This is a genomic window from Planobispora longispora, from assembly GCF_016863135.1.
Lineage (GTDB): Bacteria > Actinomycetota > Actinomycetes > Streptosporangiales > Streptosporangiaceae > Planobispora > Planobispora longispora.
Window position 1 is genome coordinate 49,600 of sequence record NZ_BOOH01000001.1, and the last position, 18,706, is coordinate 68,305.

Annotated in this window: 16 protein-coding genes; 6 read left to right on the forward strand and 10 right to left on the reverse strand. The window is 72.3% G+C overall.

The genetic code is table 11. The features are described 5' to 3' along the window. Positions 1-2: 2 nt before the first annotated feature. From Plo01_RS00200 to Plo01_RS00220, 5 genes are all read right to left on the reverse strand, one after another. On the reverse strand, positions 3-968 hold the full coding sequence (locus Plo01_RS00200; protein WP_203888371.1) for an amidohydrolase family protein: 966 nt from the start codon (positions 966-968) through the stop codon (positions 3-5). After that, a complete protein-coding gene (locus tag Plo01_RS00205; RefSeq protein WP_203888372.1) occupies positions 968-1,753 on the reverse strand; it encodes an SDR family NAD(P)-dependent oxidoreductase in 786 nt (261 codons plus the stop codon). Before Plo01_RS00205 ends, Plo01_RS00200 begins: the two co-directional genes overlap by 1 nt. 80 nt (positions 1,754-1,833) lie before the next feature. Continuing rightward, positions 1,834-2,415 (reverse strand): TetR/AcrR family transcriptional regulator, encoded by a 582-nt coding sequence (locus Plo01_RS00210; protein WP_203888373.1) that lies wholly within the window; start codon positions 2,413-2,415, stop codon positions 1,834-1,836. A 197-nt stretch (positions 2,416-2,612) separates the two neighbouring features. Further along, a complete protein-coding gene (locus tag Plo01_RS00215; RefSeq protein ID WP_203888374.1) occupies positions 2,613-3,833 on the reverse strand; it encodes an acyl-CoA dehydrogenase family protein in 1,221 nt (406 codons plus the stop codon). A 108-nt stretch (positions 3,834-3,941) separates the two neighbouring features. Beyond that, positions 3,942-5,129, reverse strand: coding sequence for an MFS transporter (locus tag Plo01_RS00220; RefSeq protein WP_203888375.1), 1,188 nt, complete (start codon positions 5,127-5,129; stop codon positions 3,942-3,944). A gap of 96 nt (positions 5,130-5,225) precedes the next feature. Here Plo01_RS00220 and Plo01_RS00225 point away from each other — a divergent pair, with 96 nt between their 5' ends. Next, positions 5,226-5,798 (forward strand): TetR/AcrR family transcriptional regulator, encoded by a 573-nt coding sequence (locus Plo01_RS00225; protein WP_203888376.1) that lies wholly within the window; start codon positions 5,226-5,228, stop codon positions 5,796-5,798. 138 nt (positions 5,799-5,936) lie between these two features. On the opposite strand, the gene Plo01_RS00230 is transcribed toward Plo01_RS00225, so the two are convergent. Beyond that, entirely contained in the window at positions 5,937-6,893 is a 957-nt protein-coding gene (locus tag Plo01_RS00230; RefSeq protein ID WP_203888377.1) for a glucosyl-3-phosphoglycerate synthase, read from the reverse strand. 130 nt (positions 6,894-7,023) lie between these two features. Between Plo01_RS00230 and Plo01_RS00235 the strand changes: the two genes are divergently transcribed. After that, positions 7,024-9,153 (forward strand): CHAT domain-containing protein, encoded by a 2,130-nt coding sequence (locus tag Plo01_RS00235; protein ID WP_203888378.1) that lies wholly within the window; start codon positions 7,024-7,026, stop codon positions 9,151-9,153. Here Plo01_RS00235 and Plo01_RS00240 read toward each other — a convergent pair. Further along, positions 9,138-10,607, reverse strand: a complete 1,470-nt coding sequence (locus Plo01_RS00240; RefSeq protein WP_373871660.1) for a helix-turn-helix domain-containing protein — start codon at positions 10,605-10,607, stop codon at positions 9,138-9,140. The two genes, Plo01_RS00235 and Plo01_RS00240, sit on opposite strands and share 16 nt — an antisense overlap. A 500-nt stretch (positions 10,608-11,107) precedes the next feature. Between Plo01_RS00240 and aceA the strand changes: the two genes are divergently transcribed. The 3 genes from aceA (at position 11,108) to Plo01_RS00255 (ending at position 13,589) form a co-directional block, all read left to right on the forward strand. Then, a complete protein-coding gene (gene aceA / locus Plo01_RS00245) occupies positions 11,108-12,397 on the forward strand; it encodes an isocitrate lyase (RefSeq protein WP_203888379.1) in 1,290 nt (429 codons plus the stop codon). Between the two features lie 324 nt (positions 12,398-12,721). After that, positions 12,722-12,919 carry a hypothetical protein gene (locus Plo01_RS00250; protein WP_203888380.1) on the forward strand — a complete coding sequence of 66 codons (198 nt, stop codon included), beginning with the start codon at positions 12,722-12,724 and terminating at the stop codon, positions 12,917-12,919. A 382-nt stretch (positions 12,920-13,301) separates the two neighbouring features. Further along, positions 13,302-13,589: an HU family DNA-binding protein gene (locus tag Plo01_RS00255; protein ID WP_196442136.1), complete on the forward strand. Its 288-nt coding sequence runs from the start codon at positions 13,302-13,304 to the stop codon at positions 13,587-13,589. A gap of 54 nt (positions 13,590-13,643) precedes the next feature. Here Plo01_RS00255 and Plo01_RS00260 read toward each other — a convergent pair whose 3' ends face one another. From Plo01_RS00260 to Plo01_RS00270, 3 genes are all read right to left on the reverse strand, one after another. After that, complete coding sequence (locus tag Plo01_RS00260; protein ID WP_203888381.1) at positions 13,644-14,450, reverse strand: ABC transporter ATP-binding protein; 807 nt, start codon at positions 14,448-14,450, stop codon at positions 13,644-13,646. A gap of 130 nt (positions 14,451-14,580) precedes the next feature. Then, positions 14,581-16,275, reverse strand: coding sequence for a serine/threonine-protein kinase (locus tag Plo01_RS00265; RefSeq protein ID WP_203888382.1), 1,695 nt, complete (start codon positions 16,273-16,275; stop codon positions 14,581-14,583). Positions 16,276-16,521: 246 nt separating this feature from the next. Further along, positions 16,522-17,586 (reverse strand): alpha/beta hydrolase, encoded by a 1,065-nt coding sequence (locus tag Plo01_RS00270; RefSeq protein ID WP_203888383.1) that lies wholly within the window; start codon positions 17,584-17,586, stop codon positions 16,522-16,524. 176 nt (positions 17,587-17,762) lie between these two features. Here Plo01_RS00270 and Plo01_RS00275 point away from each other — a divergent pair, with 176 nt between their 5' ends. Beyond that, positions 17,763-18,668, forward strand: a complete 906-nt coding sequence (locus tag Plo01_RS00275) for an ABC transporter permease (protein WP_373871661.1) — start codon at positions 17,763-17,765, stop codon at positions 18,666-18,668. The last annotated feature ends 38 nt before the right edge of the window (positions 18,669-18,706 follow it).

Below are 18,706 nucleotides of genomic sequence, written 5' to 3' on the forward strand. Positions count from 1 at the left end.
GCTCAGCGGCTCGTGAGTCTCCGGAAGTTCTTCGCGGCCACCGCGGCCAGTTCCTCCTCGGTCAGGGGCAGTCGGAGGAACGCCCGCAGAGAGCTCTCCGTGCGCGCGAGCTGGGGACGCTCCGCCTCGGCGACCGGCTGGAGCAGCTCGGCGAGGACGAAGTTGCTGCCGTAGAGCACACGATCCACGCCGATGCGTCGGATGTGCGCCGCCATCCGCTCCGGATCCACCGTGCCGTCGGCCACCTCCAGCAGGCGCAGCGACAGGTCGGCGTGCACGTTCTCGAACCGGCCCGCCAGCTCGACCACCTCGGCGTCGGCTCCTTCGCCGAACACCGGGCTGTGCCCGCAGTGCGCGAAGACCAGCTTCAGCGTGGGGAACTCGGTCAGCGGCTTCTCGAACCCGGCCGGGCGGCCGAACGCCGCGCCGTGACCGGAGGACTCGGTGAGGACGGGCACGCCTCGGCTGGCGCACCAGTCGAACAGCGGGCGCAACCGGGGATCGTCGCCCCGGATCCGCATGTCCCTGGGCACGATCTTCACTCCGCTCGCGCCGTCGGCTATCCGGGACTCCACCTCCGCCAGCATGGTCTCCTCATCCATGAGGACCGCGTCGACGCCGCAGAAGTACGTGAGGTCTTTGTGCGCGGCCGCCCAGGCGTTGTTGTCGCGAATCCGGTCCACGATGCGCCGCCGCAGCTCCTCCGCCGCGCTCGCCCGCCGTACTCCATCGTCGGGCAGCGTGAACTGGCCGTCGCGCCAGTACTGGCCTGACCAGGTGAACATGAGGATGTTCGCGCCGGAGACGCCGTTGCGCGTCATCATCCGCCGCAGCTCCTCGACGGTGCCGTAGGCCACCGGCTCTGCGGGATGACCGGATCTGGGGTTGCGGCTCAGGAAGTAGCCGAAGGCCTCCCGGCCGTGCTCGCGGGAGCGGAAGACGTGGGTGTGCGCGTCGATGATCTCCATCAGAGCCGCTTCACCGCCTCGGCCTCGCGGTCCATGCCGACCGGCGGCCGGGCCGTGGTGTGCACGACCCCGCCGTCGGAGACCACAGTGTGGCCGGTCATGTAGCTCGACAGGTCCGAGGCCAGGAACAAGGCGACGCCGGCCGTCTCCCGCGCCTCGCCCAGCCTGCGCAACACCGGCGCCTCGGCGGCGCGGCGCCGGAACTCGGCGATCCTCTCGTCGGCGGGCGGCCGTTGGGCCGGGTTGACGTGGGTGCCCGGCACCACGCAGTTCACCCGGATGCCGTACCTGGCCAGCTCCATCGAGGCTGACGTGGTGAAGTGCGCGACCGCCGCCTTGGCCGCGCCGTACCCGCTGATGTTGGGCGCTCCGACCATGCCGCTGGAGGAGCCGAAGTTGACGATCGCCCCGGACACGCCGTCCTCGATCATCGCCAGCGCTTCGGTCTGGCAGCAGAGGAAGGCGGTCAGGAAGTTCAGCTCCCACCGGTCCCGCACGTCCTGCTCGGTCATGTCGAGGAAGGGCTTCACTCCGGCCGCGCCGCCGGGATTGCCCACCACGTTGACCGCCACGTGCAGCGGCCTCGCGACTCGCACCGCCGCATCGACCTCGGCCTTCTGGCGCGCGTCCGCCGGCACGTAGACGGCCTCGCCGCCGCGTTCCCGCAGCTCAGCGACGAGCTTCTCGCCTGCGTCATGCGCGACGTCGGCCACGGTGACGCGGCATCCCGCCTCGGCCAGCCGCTCCGTCACCGCCGCACCCAGCCCCGCTGCCCCTCCGACCACGAGGGCACTCTTACCACTGAGGCCTAATAAGTCCCTATCCACAACTACTTAATAGCTATAAGCAGAGGCGCACACAAGTCCTACTTCGCCCTCCGCCTCAGCATCTCCGCGAAGTTCTCCAGGAAGTACTCGAAGCCAGCGTCCGCGCTGCCGTCCACGTCCAGGGCGACGAAGCCGGAGATCGCCGCGCGGAAGAACTGGTGCGCGGCGGGCACCTCCGCCTCGGGAAGCCCGAAGGAACGCAACACGGCCCGGACCGCCTCCGCCGCCCGCTCCCCCACCTCGTGGTACTCCTCGGTTCGCGGCGCCCGCTGCTGCAGCGTGTAGCGGTGCGGATGGCGGCGGACGTAGTCGCGATAGGCCTCGGCGAGTGCCCGGAGGGCCGAGTCGCCCGACCGGCCCAGCACCGCGGTGCGCAACTCCTCGCTCATCTGGCGCATGCCGTACAGGCCGACTGCCCGCTGAACGGCTGCCAGGTTGTCCACGTGGGCGTACAGGGCGGGCTGGGTCACGCCCAATCGGCGAGCGAGATGAGTCATGGTCAGCGCCTCGACACCCTCGGCATCGACGAGCTCAACCGCAGCCTTGGCGACCGTCTCCGCGTCCAAGCCCACTCTGCGGCGCCTGCGCGTCGAGCCCGGGACGACTTTGGACGCCTCCACGGCAGCTCCTCTCCTCCACCTGGAGCTTAGAGCCTATAAGCACGACTCGCATGACAGTAGGCGAGCGCGTCATTCTCTGTAGCCATTCGATGCAGAGGCTGGATTACCGGGTCAACACTTCGAGCGTTTCTCACGGACCAGCCACGGACCAGAGATCAGATAGACCGTCGAGGACACCTTCCCAGAATCGGACATCATCAGCGAACCTGCAGCCCGGTGACGGCGCGGCCGATGATGAGGCGCTGGATCTCGGAGGTGCCCTCGAAGATGGTGTAGATCTTGGCGTCGCGGTGGAAGCGCTCGACCGGGTGTTCGCGTGTGTAGCCGGCGCCGCCCAGGATCTGGATCGCCTGCTCGGTCACCCACACCGCGGTCTCCCCCGCCACCAGCTTGCACATCGAGCCCTCGGCCTGGTTGAAGGACTTGCCGTTGCGGGCCATCCAGGCCGCGCGCCAGGTCATCAGGCGGGCGACGTCGACGCGGGTCGCCATGTCGGCCAGGAGGAAGGCGATGGCCTGGTTCTGGCCGATCTTGCGGCCGAACTGCTCGCGCTCGCGGGCGTAGTCGCGGGCGTACTCGAAGCCGGCGCGGGCGATGCCGACGGCCATGGCGGCGACCGAGGGGCGCGTCGTCTCGAAGGTGCGCATGGCCGCCTGCTCTCCGGAGCGGCCGCCCTCGCGCACCCGGGCCAGGCGGGCGTCGAGTTTCTCCTTGCCGCCGAGCAGGCACGAGCCGGGCAGGCGGACGTCGTCGAGGACGACCTCGGCGGTGTGGGAGGCCCGGATGCCGTGCTTCTTGAACTTCTGGCCCATCGACAGGCCGGGCGTGCCCGGGGGGACGACGAAGGTGGCCTGGCCCCGGGTGCCGAGCGAGGGGTCGACCGAGGCCACGACGACGTGCACGTTGGCGATGCCGCCGTTGGTGGCCCAGGTCTTCACGCCGTTGAGGATCCAGTCGCCGGAGGCCTCGTCGTAGACGGCCCGGGTGCGGATGGCGCCCACGTCGGACCCGGCGTCGGGCTCGGAGGCGCAGAACGCGCCGACCTTGATGTCGTCGGGGGTGCCGAACATCTGCGGCAGCCACTCCCCCATCTGCTCGGGGGTGCCGCTGGCGGACAGGGCCGCGGCGGCCAGACCGGTGCCGACGATGGACAGGCCGATCCCGGCGTCGCCCCAGAAGAGCTCCTCGAACGCCACGATCAGGCCCAGGCCGCTGGGCTCGAACCACTGCTGGGCGAAGAAGTCGAGCGAGTACAGGCCGATCTTGGCGGCCTCCTGGATGACCGGCCAGGGAGTCTCCTCCCGCTCGTCCCACTCGGCACCGGCGGGACGGACCACCGTCGCGGCGAACTCGTGCACCCAGTCGCGCACTTCACGCACGTCGGCGCTCAGCTCCGGGCAGAAGCCGGTCTCGCTCATTCTTTCACTCCTCCAGAAGCGGGTTACCAAGGGTAACACCCCCACCCTACCGGCCGGTACGGCAGGCCGCGCAACCCGGACCCCGGCTCCCCGCGCCTCCCGCGGTCCCTATCTGCCCCGGGACGAGGCGAGGATTCCGGCGGCGCCCACCGCGAGCAGTGCGGCGAGGCCGTACAGCAGGGTACGGAAGTCGCCGAGGAGGGTGGCGATCTGCGGGCCGACGCTGCCGCCCAGGAAGAGGGCGAAGGTGAACAGGGCCAGGGCCGTACCGCGCGACTCCCCCGCGAGCCGGGCCACCGACTCGTTCAGCGCGGGCCCGCCCGCGCTGATGCCGGCCACGTAGACGGCGAGCAGCAGGGCCAGGCCGGTCGCCCCGGGCGTGGTCACGCCGACGGCGACGAGGGTGAGGGCGCACAGGATCAGGGCGCCCGCCGCACGGGGCAGCGCCGGGATCTTGACCAGCCAGGGCGTGAGCAGCGGAACAAGGATCATCGAGGGCAGCCCGCCGGCCCGCAGCGCCAGCAGCGCTTCCGGGGTGCCGGCGGCGCCGGTGACCTGCAGGCCGGTGTAGACCGCGACGAAGCTCGCGAGCACGGTGACGGTCGCGGCGTAGCGCAGCAGCAGGGCGGGCCTGCCGAGCAGGGCGGGCACGGCCCGGTAGGCCGACAGGAAGGAGCCCGTGATCTCGCGCGCGGGATCGGGCAGCATGACGGCCCGCACGGCCGCCGCCGCTACCGCGAAGGCGAGCGCCGAGGCCAGGAACATCCCCCGCCAGCCCAGCACGCCTCCGAGGACCTGCGCCGCGACCTGGAGCAGGACGGCCGCCGCGAGGAAACCGCTGGTCACCGAGGTGATCGCGACCATCCTGCGGCGGGGCTCGACCCGCTCGGCGAGGTAGGCCATCGCGGCCGGGGGGAACGTCGCGACGGCCACGCCCTGGACCGCCCGCAGCGCGATCGCCGTCCCGAGGTCCGGGCTCGCCGCGACGAGGGCGGTGGCGGCCGCCGCGATCGGCAGGCCGTAGGAGAGCAGGCGCCTGCGGCCGTAGCGGTCGGAGAGCGGGCCGAAGAGCAGGAACCCCGCCGCGTAGCCGGCGCCGAAGGCGGTGACGAGCCAGGTCAGCCCGTCGGCGGGAACGCCCCAGCCGGCGGCCATGGCGTCGAGGAGGGGGATCACCATGTAGAGCTGGCCGCTGGCGAGCACGGCGGTGAGCACGAAGACGGAGACCGTACGGCCCAGCGGGGCGAGGGCCGCGGCGGGCGGGGAGACGGAGGCCGGGGAGAGAGTTTGCGCCATGGCGAGGACGGTAGCCAACCAACTAGTTGGAAGTCAACCAAATAGTTGGTTAGAGTGACTCGAAGAGACCAACCGGTCGGTGGTTAAAATCGGTCCATGTCGAAGGAAGCCACCAAGGACGCCCTGCTCGCCGCCGCCCGCACCGAGTTCGCCGCGTACGGCATCGCGGGGGCCCGCGTCGACCGCATCGCCGAGCGCGCCGGGGTCAACAAGGAGCGCATCTACGGCTACTTCGGCAGCAAGGAGAAGCTGTTCGACCAGGTCGTCGCCACCGCCCTGGACGAGGTGGTCGAAGCGGTGGCGATGATGCCCGGCGACGACCCCGCCGAATACGTCGGCAAGCTCCACGACTTCCACATCGCGCACCCGGATCTGACCCGGCTGCTGATGTGGGAGTCGCTGCACTACCGCGACGGCGACCTGGAGGGTCAGGAGGGGCGTGTCGCCTCCTGGACCAAGAAGGCCGACTCCCTGGCCGCCGGTCTGGGCACCGAGTCGTCACGCGAGACGGCGCGCACGATGCTGACGCTCGTCGGCCTGGCGGTGTGGCCGACGGCCATGCCCCGGCTCGGCCGGCTCGCCCTCGGCGAGGAGGCGACGACCGAGGAGGGCAGGGCGGCGATGCGCGAGCACCTCATCGCGTTCACGCGGGCGGCGCTCGGCCGGTGACCTCGCCATGGCGTTCACACGCGCGGCGCCCGGCCGGTGACCTCGCCGGATCAGCCTCCCGTACGGGCGATGCCCGGCCGGTGACCTCGCCGGATCAGCCTCCCGTACGGGCGATGCCCGGCCGGTGACCTCGGCGGGTCAGCCTCCGGCAGGGGCGGCGTAGCCGGGGACCGTGATCATGGGCGGGCGTTCGGCCACGGCCACGTCCCGCACCGTCACCTGGTGCCCGTCCGCCCCCCTGCGGAACTGGGCCAGCCGGGGAGACGGATCGTGCAGGGGGATCATCTTGTCCTGGCGTTCCAGCCTGGACCACGCGGTCTGCAGGATCTGCGCGGCCATGCCGCCCAGGGCGTCGGTCGACTGGTGGGAGTGGACGCGGCGGCCCAGGTCCACCTGGGCGAGCGCGTCCAGGCCGTGGAGCTCCAGCAGGTCGATCAGGAGCCCGAGCTCCACCCCGTAGCCGGTGACGAACGGGACCCGCTCCAGCGCCGAGCGACGCCCGGCGTACTCCCCGGCGAGGGGCTGGACGAACCCGGCCAGCAGCGGCCAGTGCAGGTTCAGCAGGGGGCGCGCGACCAGCTCGGTGACCCGGCCGCCGCCGTTGCCGACGCCGCGCAGCGGCCGGTCGTAACAGCCCTTGACGTAGACGACGCCGGGGTCGCCGAACAGCGGGCCGAGCAGTCCCGTCACGAACGACGTGCGGAACTCGCGCAGGTCGGCGTCGATGAAGACCAGCACGTCACCGGAGGTCGCGGCGAGGGACTTCCACAGCGCCTCCCCCTTGCCGTCCAGGGGTTTCAGGTCCGGCAGGACCTCGTCCTGCGCGACCACCCGCGCCCCGGCCGCCGCGGCGCGGGCGGCGGTGTCGTCGGTCGAGCGGGAGTCGATGACCACCAGCTCGTCGACGAGCGGCGCCGCGTCCATCAGCTCACGCCGGATCGCGGAGACTATCTCTCCGACGGTCTGGCCCTCGTCGCGGGCCGGGAGCACCACGCTGACTCTCGTGTCCGCCTTGGCCTCCAGCAGCCGGGGCAGGGGCCAGTCCTCCGACGATGATGTACGGCCGCGCAGCCATGCCTCCGTCTCAGGCAGCACAGCCCATCCTTCCATCACCTCGGAATCCACAGATATCACCCTATGGTGCATCAATTCACGCTCGGTCCCGGCTCCCCTCCCCGTCCCGCGAGTGGGAAGATCAGTTCAGACCCGAGCGGGAGGAGACGGTATGGACCCGGTGGCCGTACTGCGGGCCGCACGGATCGTCAGCGCCGAGCTCGACGGGTTGCTGGGCGAGGCGGCGGACACGCTGCGCGGCACGCTCGACCCGCTGCTCGCCGAGGAGGGGAGCCGGGACCCCGAGGGACTGGCGAACACCGTCGTGATGGTGCTCGCGCAGTACGGTCCCGCCTGGGACCGGCTCGCCACGCTCCTGCACCTCGACGGGCAGACCCCGTTTCCGGCTCCCGCCTCCACGGCCGCTCCGGCCACCGGGGACTGGGCCCCCGCCCCGGCGCAGGCCCCGGTGCAGCCCTCGGTGCAGGCTCCGGTCCCGGCTCCGGTCCCGGCTCCCGCGCGGCGGAAGGGACCTTCGGTGCTGAACCGGCTGACCGGGGCCTTCCGGAGGCGGCGCGGCGAGCGGGCGGAGCCCGTGTCCTGGGAGGCGTTCCCGCTGATCGAGACGGTCGGCGAGACCGTGGCGGGCTGGAGGACGGAGATCAGGGTCGGGCTCGCGGCCGGGGTGACCGGAACGGCTGAGGCGGCGGGGAGAGCGGAGGCGGCGGGACGGGCCGGGGAGTCCGCCGGCACTCCGGCGGCCGCGGCCCCGCCCGAGCCGTTCGACCTGGACGTGCAGATCGTCGCCGAGGGATTCGAGGCGCCGGCCGGATGGCGGGTACGGCTCCGCGTGGACGAGGCGTCGCCGTACCCCACCGCGATCATGAGCCTGGTCGCCCTCCCGCCGGACGGGCCGGAGCGGCGGGAGGAGCCGCGTCCCCGGGACGCCTCCCGGCCGCAGAGTCTCGCGGCATCCCGGATCGCGGGGCCCCAGGACGTGACGGAGCCCCAGGGCATGGCGAGACCCCGGGAGGAGCCGGGCCTCCGGGAGGAGCCGGGGCCGCGGAACGAACCGGGACCGCGGAACGAACCGGGACGACACGCCAAGCCGGAACGGCAGGAGGGACCGGGCCCTCAGGACGGACCGGGACGGGGGGACGTGCGGCCGGTCGCCCGGCGGATCCAGGCGATCTGCACCGTGCGCGGTCAGGTGGTCGGCTACGGCGTGGGAGCCGTCACCGTCCTCGGCTCTCCCGAACTGCTCAGCCGGGACACCACCCCGGCCTCGGTCGCGGGAACCCGGATCGGCCCGCCCGTGTCCGGCCCGTACGGCGGCTCCGGCCCGCACGGCGCGCCTTCGAGGCCCGGCCCGCACGGCGCACCCGGTCTTCACGGCACGACCGGTCCGTACGGCGGTTCCGGCGAGCCCCCGGACGTGACCGCCGTCATCTCCCACGGCGACCGTCCGGGGCGGCTGTGGTGGACCTACCTGTCGCCGCACTTCGTCACCCCCGACCGGGCAGAACCCTGCGAGCTGGGCACGCGCGTCCCGGGGTTCGCCCGCTCCCTGGTGGAGCAGGTCGCCGGCCGGGCCGGCCGCTCGGACCTCTCCCTCTACCTGCGCGGCGTCGGACGGCAGGTCGCCCTGCGGATCCCGCCCGGGTTCTGGGAGCTGCTGGAGGCGGTGGCGGCGCGGATCGCGCCGCGCCCGCCGCGCATCCTCTTCCTCTCCCAGGAGCCGTACGTCCCGTGGGAGCTGGCGGCCCTGGAGCGCCCGCTCGACCCGTCGCTCCCGGTCTTCCTGAACTGCCAGGCGGCGGTCGGCCGCTGGGCCCTGGGCGGGCGGCGTCCCGGGCTGCCGCCGCCGACGGCCGCCGCGGCGGATGCCGGCGGTCTCCGGCACGCCCTGGCGGCGCTCGGCGGGCCGCCGGAGATGATCGGCCCGGCCCTGTCCGACGGGGCCGGGGTCGTGCTGGCGGGCGGCCCCGCGCTCGTGCCGCGCACGGTCGCCGGGTGCCGGGTGGGCGGCGCGCCGTTCGTCTTCCTGACCGGGGAGCACGATCCGGACGCCGCCCAGGCGCTGCTGGTGGCGGGGGCGGGCGGGGTGGCCGCCCCGCTCTGGCCGGTCGCCGGGGAGGCGGCGCGGGAGCTGGCGGCGGAGTTCCACCGGCGCTGCCTGTCCGGGGAGGCGCCCGCCGAGGTCCTGCGCTCCCTGCGCTGCGCGGGCTCGGCGGCGGCGCTGGCCTACCGGCTCTTCGGGCATCCCTCGGCGGCCCTCACCCGGCCTCAGCCTCCCGCGTGACGCTCCAGGAAGGTGTAGACGTCGGCCTCGTCCACACCGGGGAAGGAGCCGGGCGGGAGCGCGGCCAGGACGTGGGAGTTGGCGCGGGCCGAGGGCCAGGCGTACCCCTCCCAGCGCTGGGTCAGCTCCGTGGGCGGGCGGCGGCAGCAGTCACCGGTGGGGCAGTTGGACTTGGTGCGGTTGGTGGTCTCCCGGCCGCGGAACCAGCGTGACTCGCGGTACGGCACGCCGAGGGTGATGGCGAAGTCCCGCTCGCGGCTCGGGTCCACGTGGGCGACGCAGAAGTAGGTGCCGGTGGGCGAGTCGGAGTACTGGTAGAAGACGGAGAAGCGGTCGGGCGAGGCGAAGACCTGGCGGCCCGACCACTGCAGGCACATCCGCTGGCCCTCGATCGCGCCCTGCTCGTCGGCCGGGAAGACGATGCCGTCGTTCTCGTAGGCCTTGTAGATGATCCCGCCGGCGTCGTTGCGGACGAAGTGGCAGACCAGGTCGAGGAAGTGGGTGGCCAGGTTGGTGAAGCGGTGCGCGGCCATCTCGTAGGAGACGGCGAACACGTCGCGCAGGTCCTCCACGCTGAGCGCCCGGTCCTGCTTGGCCTCCCGCAGGTACGGCACGGCGGCGGCCTCGGGCACGAGCACCGCGGCGGCGAAGTAGTTGGCCTCGGTCCGCTGCCGCAGGAAGTCGGCGAAGTCGCGGGGCTTGTGGTGGCCCAGGGCCAGGTGGCCGATGGTCTGCAGCAGGATCGTGCGGGGGGTGTGCATGCCGAGCTGCTCGTGTTTGACGTAGATGCGGCGGTTGCGCAGGTCGGTGATCGAGCGGACCGTGCGGGGCAGGTCCTGGACGGTCTGCACGGTGTAGCCGAAGTGCGTGACCAGAGCCTGGACGGTGCTCTGCGACAGCGCCCCGCTCCGGTAGCCGACCGCGGCGAGCGCCTCGGCCGCCGCCTTCTCGATCTCGGGGAAGTAGTTGCCCTGCTCGCGCTGCTTGCGGCGGAGCTCGGCGTTGGCGACCCGGGCCTCCTCGGGGGTCGCGGTGCCCTTGGCCTCGCGTGAGCGCAGCTCGCCGTACAGGCCGAGGATGTGTTCGAGCACGTCGTTGGGCACGCGCGCGGAGACCTTCAGCCGGGCCAGGCCGAGCCTGGCGTAGAGCGGGTCGCGCTGGGCCTCCTCCAGGGCCATCTCCAGCTGGGCCCGGCGGTTGGGCGCCTGGCGGCGCAGCAGCTCCTCCACCGGCACGTTCAGCGCGGCGGCCAGGCTTTTGAGCAGGGAGAGCTTCGGCTCGCGCTTGCCGTTCTCCAGCAGGGAGAGCTGGCTCGGCGCCCGGCTGACCCGTTCGCCCAGGTCGGAAAGGGTGAGCCCGCGCTGCTTGCGCAGGTGCCGCAGCCGCTGACCGAAGGCGATGAGATCAAGCTCCTGCGTCAAAGACAGCGGTTCTTCCCCCACCAAGGATCCCATGCTCTGATCCTATGGGAAATTTCAAAGTATTTTCTACCCTGCCGACCGCCACCGGGTCCCGCGGCAGGTGGCGGAACCCGCCCTGAACCGGCCCCCCACCCACCCCGACTCACCCCACCCCGACCCCGCTCGGCTCGGCTCGGCCCGACTCGGCTCGGTCCGAAGTGACGTCCGGCGGCGCCGCGCGCATGACGGCGCCGTCCTCGGATAGAGGACACATCGGGCGAGAACCTCCGCCGCCCCCGCCGGCCCGGCATCGGCCGCATGCCGTCCCACCAGGGGGTCGGCGGTCTTCGGCAGCCACTCCAGTGGCCTGGACCACACACCCGATTGGTCTAGTCCATACCGAAAACTCTGAACTTCTTCTCTTCCGAATACCGACCGGTATTCGTCTACCGAGAAAAAACGTCGTTCTTTCCGCAAAAACAGCCTTGTTTGCCCGTTTCGTCGGGGAACAGACTTCTCAACAAGGCACCCAGGGGACGACAAGGAGTGAAAAAATGAACGATCGCCTCAAGGGAGCCGCAGACGAGCTGCGGCGCGAGTGGGAGACCAACCCCCGCTGGAAGGGCACCGAGCGGTCCTACACCGCCGAGGACGTGGTCCGGCTGAGGGGTTCGGTCCAGGAGGAGCACACGCTCGCCCGGCTCGGCGCCGAGCGCCTGTGGAACCTGCTGCACACCGAGGACTATGTGCACGCGCTCGGTGCGCTGACCGGCAACCAGGCGGTCCAGCAGGTCAAGGCCGGTCTGAAGGCGATCTACCTGTCCGGCTGGCAGGTCGCGGCCGACGCCAACCTCGGCTCGCAGACCTACCCGGACCAGAGCCTCTACCCGGCCAACTCGGTCCCGGCCGTCGTGCGCCGCATCAACAACGCGCTGCTCCGCGCCGACCAGATCACCTGGTCCGAGGGCGACGAGAACGCGCCGCACTGGCTGGCCCCGATCGTGGCCGACGCCGAGGCCGGCTTCGGCGGCGTGCTCAACGCCTTCGAGCTGATGAAGGGCATGATCGCCGCCGGTGCGGCGGGCGTGCACTGGGAGGACCAGCTCGCCTCCGAGAAGAAGTGCGGCCACCTCGGCGGCAAGGTTTTGATCCCGACCAGCCAGCACGTCAAGACCCTGAACGCGGCCCGCCTCGCGGCCGACGTCCTGGGTGTCCCGTCTCTGATCATCGCGCGGACCGACGCTCAGGCCGCGACGCTGCTGACCACCGACGTGGACCCCCGCGACCAGGCCTTCACCACCGGCGACCGTACGGCCGAGGGCTTCTACCGCGTGCGCAACGGCGTGGACGCCTGCATCGCCCGCGGCCTGGCCTACGCGCCCCACTCCGACCTGCTCTGGATGGAGACCTCCACTCCGGACCTGGACGTGGCCCGCGAGTTCGCCGAGGCCATCAAGGCGCAGTACCCGGACCAGATGCTGGCCTACAACTGCTCGCCTTCCTTCAACTGGAAGAAGCACCTGGACGACTCCACCATCGCCAAGTTCCAGCGCGAGCTCGGCCACATGGGCTACAAGTTCCAGTTCATCACGCTGGCGGGCTTCCACTCGCTCAACTACTCGATGTTCAACCTGGCCCAGGGCTACGCCAACGACGGCATGACCGCCTACGTCGAGCTCCAGGAGGCCGAGTTCGCCGCCGAGTCGCGCGGCTACACCGCCACCCGCCACCAGCGCGAGGTCGGCACCGGTTACTTCGACCTGGTCAGCACGGCCATCGCGCCGGACTCCTCCACCACGGCCCTGAAGGGCTCCACGGAGGAGGAGCAGTTCGAGGCTCACTGATCCCGAGGACGCTCCGGAAGCAGGGATTTCGACGCCGGACCGGGCCGGGCCACGCTCTCAGGGCATGCGGAGCCGCCTGACCCCGTCCGTCCCGTCCTCAAGCAAGATCCCTGCTCCCGGGTCCGCCCTCGGACTCGGACACCCCGACCAGGAAGAAGACCCCGCCTCTCACCCCCCAGGGAGGCGGGGTTTCCTGGTTCCGACCTATGCCCAGATCACATGACTCATCGCCCAATTCAGGACTTGGTGGAGTTACCTCTATTCCATTGGGATATGCCCAGATAGTTACCCCATCCTTACCCTGTCCTCCGTAGCCTCGACCCCATGGGGATCTGGCGAGGGCCGGACGGCATCGAGGTAGAGGCGATCATGCGGGACGACCAGCCCTGCCTGCGCGTCACCCGTACGGTCGGCCATGAGCGGGTGCTGATCGCGTACTGCGCGGACGTCCGCGAAGTGAACCGGTACGTGGACCTGGCGGACCTGGTCCCGGTGGAGGTCTCCGGCCACGCCCGCGCCTGACCCGCGGACGGCGCCCGCGCCCGCCTCGCGGGCATCCGGGCACACCCGATCCGCGAACATCCGGCCATAGGCGATCCTGCGAGAACGTGAACCTCGGCGGCGGGTGCGGCGTCGCTGTAGGCAGGGAGGCCCGATGGAAGTCCTGGACGGCCTCGCCGACGAAGACCTCCACCTGGAGCTCGTCCTCGTCGAGGCCCTGCACTGGGAGGCGGAGCGGCTGACCGCGCAGCTCCGACGCCCCTGATCCGTTACGGAAAGCGAAGGAACCGGAACGGAGAGCGCACGCATGCCCGTCGTCTCACCCGGGACGGCGGGCACTGTTCTGCCCGCCGGGACTTCCCCGTAATGTTGGCTCTCCCGGGCACATGCGAGGAATCAGAGCATGAACAAGCGCGAGCTGATCGAGAAGGCCGCCGCGGAGGCCGGCCTCACCCGACGGCAGACCGCCGCGGCGCTGGACGCGATTCTGGACACCATCCAGCACGCCGTGGCGAGCGAGGACAAGGTCGCGATTCCCGGCTTCGGCTCCTTCGAGATCGTCCACAAACCCGCGCGCACCGGGCGCAATCCGCAGACCGGCGAGCCACTGGAGATCGCCGAGACCTGGACGGCGAAGTTCAAGCCGAGCCCCGGGTTCATGGGGCTGATCCGCCAGCGCAAGAAGGACTGACGACGGCCCGGCCCCGGACGCGGCCGACGGCTCTCGGGATCCGGCGATCCGGGGTCAGCGGTCGCGCACGGCCCGGGCGGACCAGCGGCCGTCCAGGCGGTCGATCCGGAGCGGGCGGCCGAAGCACTCCGACAGGGTGCCGCTCGTGAGGACCTCCTCCACCGGCCCCGACGCCAGAACCCGGGTGTCCCGCATCAGCAGGGCGTGCGTCGTGGTGGCCGGGACCTCCTCCAGGTGGTGCGTGACGGTGACCGTGGTCAGCGCCGGGCGGGTCGCGGCCAGCTCCTCCACCGCGGTGATCAGGTCCTCCCTGGCGGGCAGGTCGAGTCCGGCGAACGGCTCGTCCAGCAGCAGGACCACCGGCTCGGCCATCAACGCCCTGGCGACCCGGATCCGGGCCCGCTCCCCCTGGGAGCAGACGCGGAACAGCCGCTCGCCCAGGTCCTTGCAGCCCAGGTCGGCCAGGAGCCGGTGCGCGCGCTCGTGTTCGGCCGGGCCGTACCGGTCCCAGAGCGGGGCGCTGGTCCCGGTGTGACCGGTGAGGACGACGGTGTGCGCGGTGGTGCCCTCCTCCTCCAGCAGTTCCTCGTCGACGAGCCGCTGGCTGGCCGCGACCAGGCCGATGCGCCGGCGCAGCTCGCGCAGGTCGACGCGGCCCAGCCGCTGGCCGAGCACGGTGGCCGTGCCCTGGCTGGGGTGCCGTACGGCCGCCGCCAGCGACAGCAGCGTCGTCTTGCCCGCCCCGTTGGGCCCGAGGACCACCCAGTGCTGGCCGTACTCCACCCGCCAGTCGATGTCCGCCAGAAGCGTCCGGCTGATCACCCTGACCCCGACAGCGCTCAGTTCGATCGCTCCTGACACAGACGTCCCCTCCGCCTCGGTTCGAGCGCTCACCCTAACGGATCGGCGTCTCCGCTCCCCGCGGGTTCAAGGGACGCGCCGCTCACCGTGACCGCCGCGGATCGGCCGGGAGCCCGGTCCCCGGCCGCCGTCAGTCGCCGATCTGGACGCCGGGGCTGGGCGAGGGGGAGACCGTGGCGGTCGGGGTCCCGGACGCGCTCGGCGTCGGCGTCGGGCTCTCGCCGTCGCCGGTCTGCGGGATCTGGGTGAAAGAGGGCTTCGGGCTGCCGGAGGACGACGGGCAGTCCGCCCCCTTGTTCCTGCCGTTCCCCCGGCCGTTGCCGTTCCCCTTGTTCTTGGCGTCCGCGCAGGTCTGCGGCTCCTCCGTGACGCCCGGGTCACCGGGCTCGCCGGGGTCGTCCGTCGTTCCCGGCGGCCCTTCCGGGGAGGGGCGTTCCCGATCGCCGGCGACGCTGGGCGCCGGAACGGTCCGCGTGGTGGTGACCATGATCGTGGAGGGGGTGGGCGGGACCGTGAGCCGCACCCGGCTTCCCGGCGGCCGGGTGCCGCGGAAGGTCGAGTCCGTGGTCGGCTCGTCGGCCGGGATCACCATCGGCACGTGCTCGGGATGCCCGCCGACGACTCCGCCGCCGGCGTTCCCGGTGGCGACCACCGTGATCGTCGCCAGCGAGACGGTGGCCAGCGCCGCGAAGCTCGCCTGGGGAAGATGCGCGCTCCTGCGCGGCCTGGCCCGGCGGGACGGCCGCGGCGGCTTGGCCTGATCGACCGGGATCGAGGGGTGGTCCCGGATCGGCGCCCCGCCGCCGCCCGGACCGGGTCCGGCGGAGGAGAACGGGCCGAACGCGGAGGCGGGGACCGGGAAGCCCGAGGACCACGAGGCCGCGGAGGCGGACGGCGCCGAGAGCGGCCCGCCGGACGCCAGCCGCACCCGGCCGCCTCCCGCCGGGTACGGCACCGGCGTCCAGATCTCGGCCAGCACCTCGGCGACCGCCTCGCGCGGGTCCCACGGGTCGCCGATCCCGCCCGCGGCGAGCAGCGCGCCGAGCAGGTCCGCCGCGCGCGGCCGGCGTTCGGGCTCCTTGGCCAGCGCCGCCTCGACGGCCGGGCGCAGCATCTCCGGGACCCCGGAGACGCGGGGCGGCTCGACCAGGATCCGCCGGGTCAGCACGTCGGCCTCGCCCGAGCCGAACGGGTGGTGGCCGGTCGCCGCGTAGGCGATCAGGCAGCCCCAGGCGAAGACGTCGGAGGCGGGCAGGGCGGGGCCGCCGACGAGCCGTTCCGGGGCGACCCAGCCGGGGCTCCCCATGACCTGCCCGGCCTGGGTGTGCGCGGCGAGGGTGTCCACGTCCCTGGCGATCCCGAAGTCGATCAGCCGCGGGCCGGTGTCGGACAGCAGCACGTTGCCCGGTTTCAGGTCGCGGTGGACCAGACCGGCCTCGTGCACCGCCGTCAGCGCGGCGGCCGTGCCCAGGGCGGCGCCGTAGGCGAGGTCGGGGGTGAGCGGGCCCTGCGCGGCCACCACCTGGGACAGCGCGGGCCCCGGGATGTACTCCGAGACCAGGTAGGGCCGTTCGCGATCGGTGCCGTCCTCCACCACCGCCGCGGTGCAGAAGGGCACCACCCGCCGGGAGAACTTCACTTCCTCGGCGAAACGGGCGCGGAGCGTGGCGTCGTTGAGGTGAACCGGGTGCGGCGTCTTGAGCGCCACCAGACCGCCCTGAGGGTGTTCGGCCAGGTAGACGACCCCCATTCCGCCGGTGCCGAGACGGCCCAGCAGGAGGTAGCGGCCGATGATGACCGGGTCCCCGACGGTCAGCGGCCGCACGCCAGGCGGCATGCCGCTCGTGGGGCCAGTTCCGCCACGTGCCATCCGGATCAAGCCTCTCTGTACGAGCTTCGGCAAGCACACTGTGACGGGACCGGAGAGCTGTTCGCTCCTGACTAGTCATAAGGGATATGGCCGGTAAGGTCACTGATCCCCCAAGGTAAGTAACCATTGGTGGCGATGTGACTAGATATCCCGGTGTGACCTGCGAGGACGGCGCGGCGGGCCCCTCCCGGAGGGAACCCCTCAGGCGGCGGCGGAACCGGCCTCGGCCGTACGGTCACCGGACAGGACTTCACCGGACAGGACCTCGCCGGCGGAGGCCCGCGGGGCGGCCGGCGCCGGGACGTCCGGGGCCGCGTACCGTTGGGCCGCGGCGAGGAAGCGGGCGATGTGCTGGAACGCCCGCCGGGCCTCGGGGACGACGTCGGCGAGGATGGGGAAGACGTGCGGCATCCGCCGCCACTCCTCGTAGGTGACCGGGACCCCGGCGGCGCGGGCGCGCTCGGCGACCCGGCGGCCCTCGTCGCGCAGGACCTCGGTCGAGCCGGTGACCACCATCAGCGGGGGCAGGCCGGCGTAGTCGCCGAACACCGGGGAGACCAGCGGGTCGCGGGCGTCGAGCCCGGCGGTCCAGCGGCGGGCGAGCCACTCGATGCGGCCGGCCGGCAGCAGCGGGTCGCTCAGGCGGTTGCTCCGCCGCGGGGTGTCGCTGAGGTCGGTCCACGGGGACAGGCACACCGCGGCGGCCGGCAGCGGCGCCTGCCGGTCGCGCAGCGCCAGCAGGGTGGCCAGGGTGAGGTGCCCGCCGGCGGAGTCGCCGGCCACCAGGATGTCGGCGGGGTCGTAGCCGCGCTCCAGCAGGCACTCGTAGGCCGCGACGGCGTCCTGGAGCGACTCCGCCGGCGTGTGGACCGGGCCCTGGCGGTAGTCGAGGGCCAGCACCGGGCGCCGGGCGGCGACCGACATGCGCCAGGTGATCGGCCGGTGGGTGGCCGGGGAGCAGACGAAGTAGCCGCCGCCGTGCAGGTAGAGCATGACCTTGCTCTCGTCGAGCCCGTGCCCGGCGCGGACCCACTCCCCCGCGCACGCCCCGACGCGGTCCTGCACCAGGCTCACGTGCGGGGGCAGCCGCAGCGGCACCTTCCCGGCGAGGCCGACCAGCCGCGAGGCGGCGACCACGCTGAGATCCGATCGGAGGAAGAGGCCGGAGATCGGTTTGACCGTGCTCCACATGAGCGTGTTGAGTGCGTTGGCCTGCCAGCTGACGGGGTAACCGGGACAGACGTCCACGTCGAGCTCATCGCGCATGCGGGAACCTCCTGGCAGGAGGATTCCCCGTCAGAACTTCGTTCTACCATGCGCCAGACATATCGTAAGAGTTACGGACATATATCGGCTTTTCGCACCGGCTCCTTCCGACTCTCCTCCCCAGGCCGCCGGATAACCCGTTGTCCCAGCCCAGAGCGGCGAGGAAAATCTGAGGGTTGCCCCGACGACACCCCGAGGAGGCCGCCTTCCCACCCCGCGCCCGCTTCCCGTCCCGTCCGCGGCCCCCGGCCCGAACCCGCCCGCCGCGCCGCTCCGGCCTGCTGTCCCGCACCCGCCTGCCCCTCTACGCGCGCATCGCCCGGTACGGCTTCCGCCGCCACTCCGCCTACCGCGCCGCCGCCCTCGCCGGAGCCTTCACCAACACCGTCTTCGGCATCCTGCGCGCCTACGTCCTGATCGCCCTGTGGCAGGCCCGTCCCGGCCTGGCCGGGTACGACGTCGCCGACGCCGTCACCTTCTGCTTCCTCAGCCAGGCGTTCATCGGCCCGATGCAGCTGTTCGGCGGCGGGCTCCAGCTCGCCGAGCGGGTGCGCGGCGGCGACATCGCCGTCGACCTCGCCCGGCCCGCCTCCCTGCAGGCGTGGAACCTCGCCGACGACCTGGGCCGCGCCGCCTACCTGCTCCTGCTGCGCAGCGTGCCGCCGACCCTCGTCGGGGCCGCGCTGTTCGGCGTCGTCTTCCCCGCGGACCCCGCCGTCTGGGGCTTCTTCGCCGTCAGCTTCCTCCTCGGCGTGATCGTCAGCTTCGGCTGGCGCTACCTCGTGGCGCTGTCGTCCTTCTGGATCGTCGACGACCGGGGCACGCAGTCGTTGTCGCTGGTGCTGATGATGTTCTTCAGCGGCATGGTCCTGCCGCTGAACCTCTTCCCCGGCTGGCTCGGCGCCCTGGCGCAGTCCCTCCCCTGGGCGGCGATGGTGCAGATCCCCGCCGACGTCTACCTCGGCAAGCGGGACGTGCCGCAGGCGCTCGCCCTCCAGCTCCTCTGGGCCGCGGCGCTGCTGGCGCTGGGCGCCCTGGCCACCCGCGCCGCCCGGCGCAAGGTGGTGGTCCAGGGTGGATGACCGCGCGAGATCCCGCCCGGGGTCCCGGGTGAGCCTCC

Coding starts and splice junctions, on each gene's coding strand:
- Plo01_RS00200 (WP_203888371.1), bottom strand. CDS start 968: ATGGAGATCATCGACGCGCACACCCACGTCTTCCGCTCCCGCGAGCAC.
- Plo01_RS00215 (WP_203888374.1), bottom strand. CDS start 3,833: ATGAGCGAGACCGGCTTCTGCCCGGAGCTGAGCGCCGACGTGCGTGAA.
- Plo01_RS00220 (WP_203888375.1), bottom strand. CDS start 5,129: ATGGCGCAAACTCTCTCCCCGGCCTCCGTCTCCCCGCCCGCCGCGGCC.
- Plo01_RS00225 (WP_203888376.1), top strand. CDS start 5,226: ATGTCGAAGGAAGCCACCAAGGACGCCCTGCTCGCCGCCGCCCGCACC.
- Plo01_RS00235 (WP_203888378.1), top strand. CDS start 7,024: ATGGACCCGGTGGCCGTACTGCGGGCCGCACGGATCGTCAGCGCCGAG.
- Plo01_RS00240 (WP_373871660.1), bottom strand. CDS start 10,607: ATGGGATCCTTGGTGGGGGAAGAACCGCTGTCTTTGACGCAGGAGCTT.
- aceA (WP_203888379.1), top strand. CDS start 11,108: ATGAACGATCGCCTCAAGGGAGCCGCAGACGAGCTGCGGCGCGAGTGG.
- Plo01_RS00250 (WP_203888380.1), top strand. CDS start 12,722: ATGGGGATCTGGCGAGGGCCGGACGGCATCGAGGTAGAGGCGATCATG.
- Plo01_RS00255 (WP_196442136.1), top strand. CDS start 13,302: ATGAACAAGCGCGAGCTGATCGAGAAGGCCGCCGCGGAGGCCGGCCTC.
- Plo01_RS00270 (WP_203888383.1), bottom strand. CDS start 17,586: ATGCGCGATGAGCTCGACGTGGACGTCTGTCCCGGTTACCCCGTCAGC.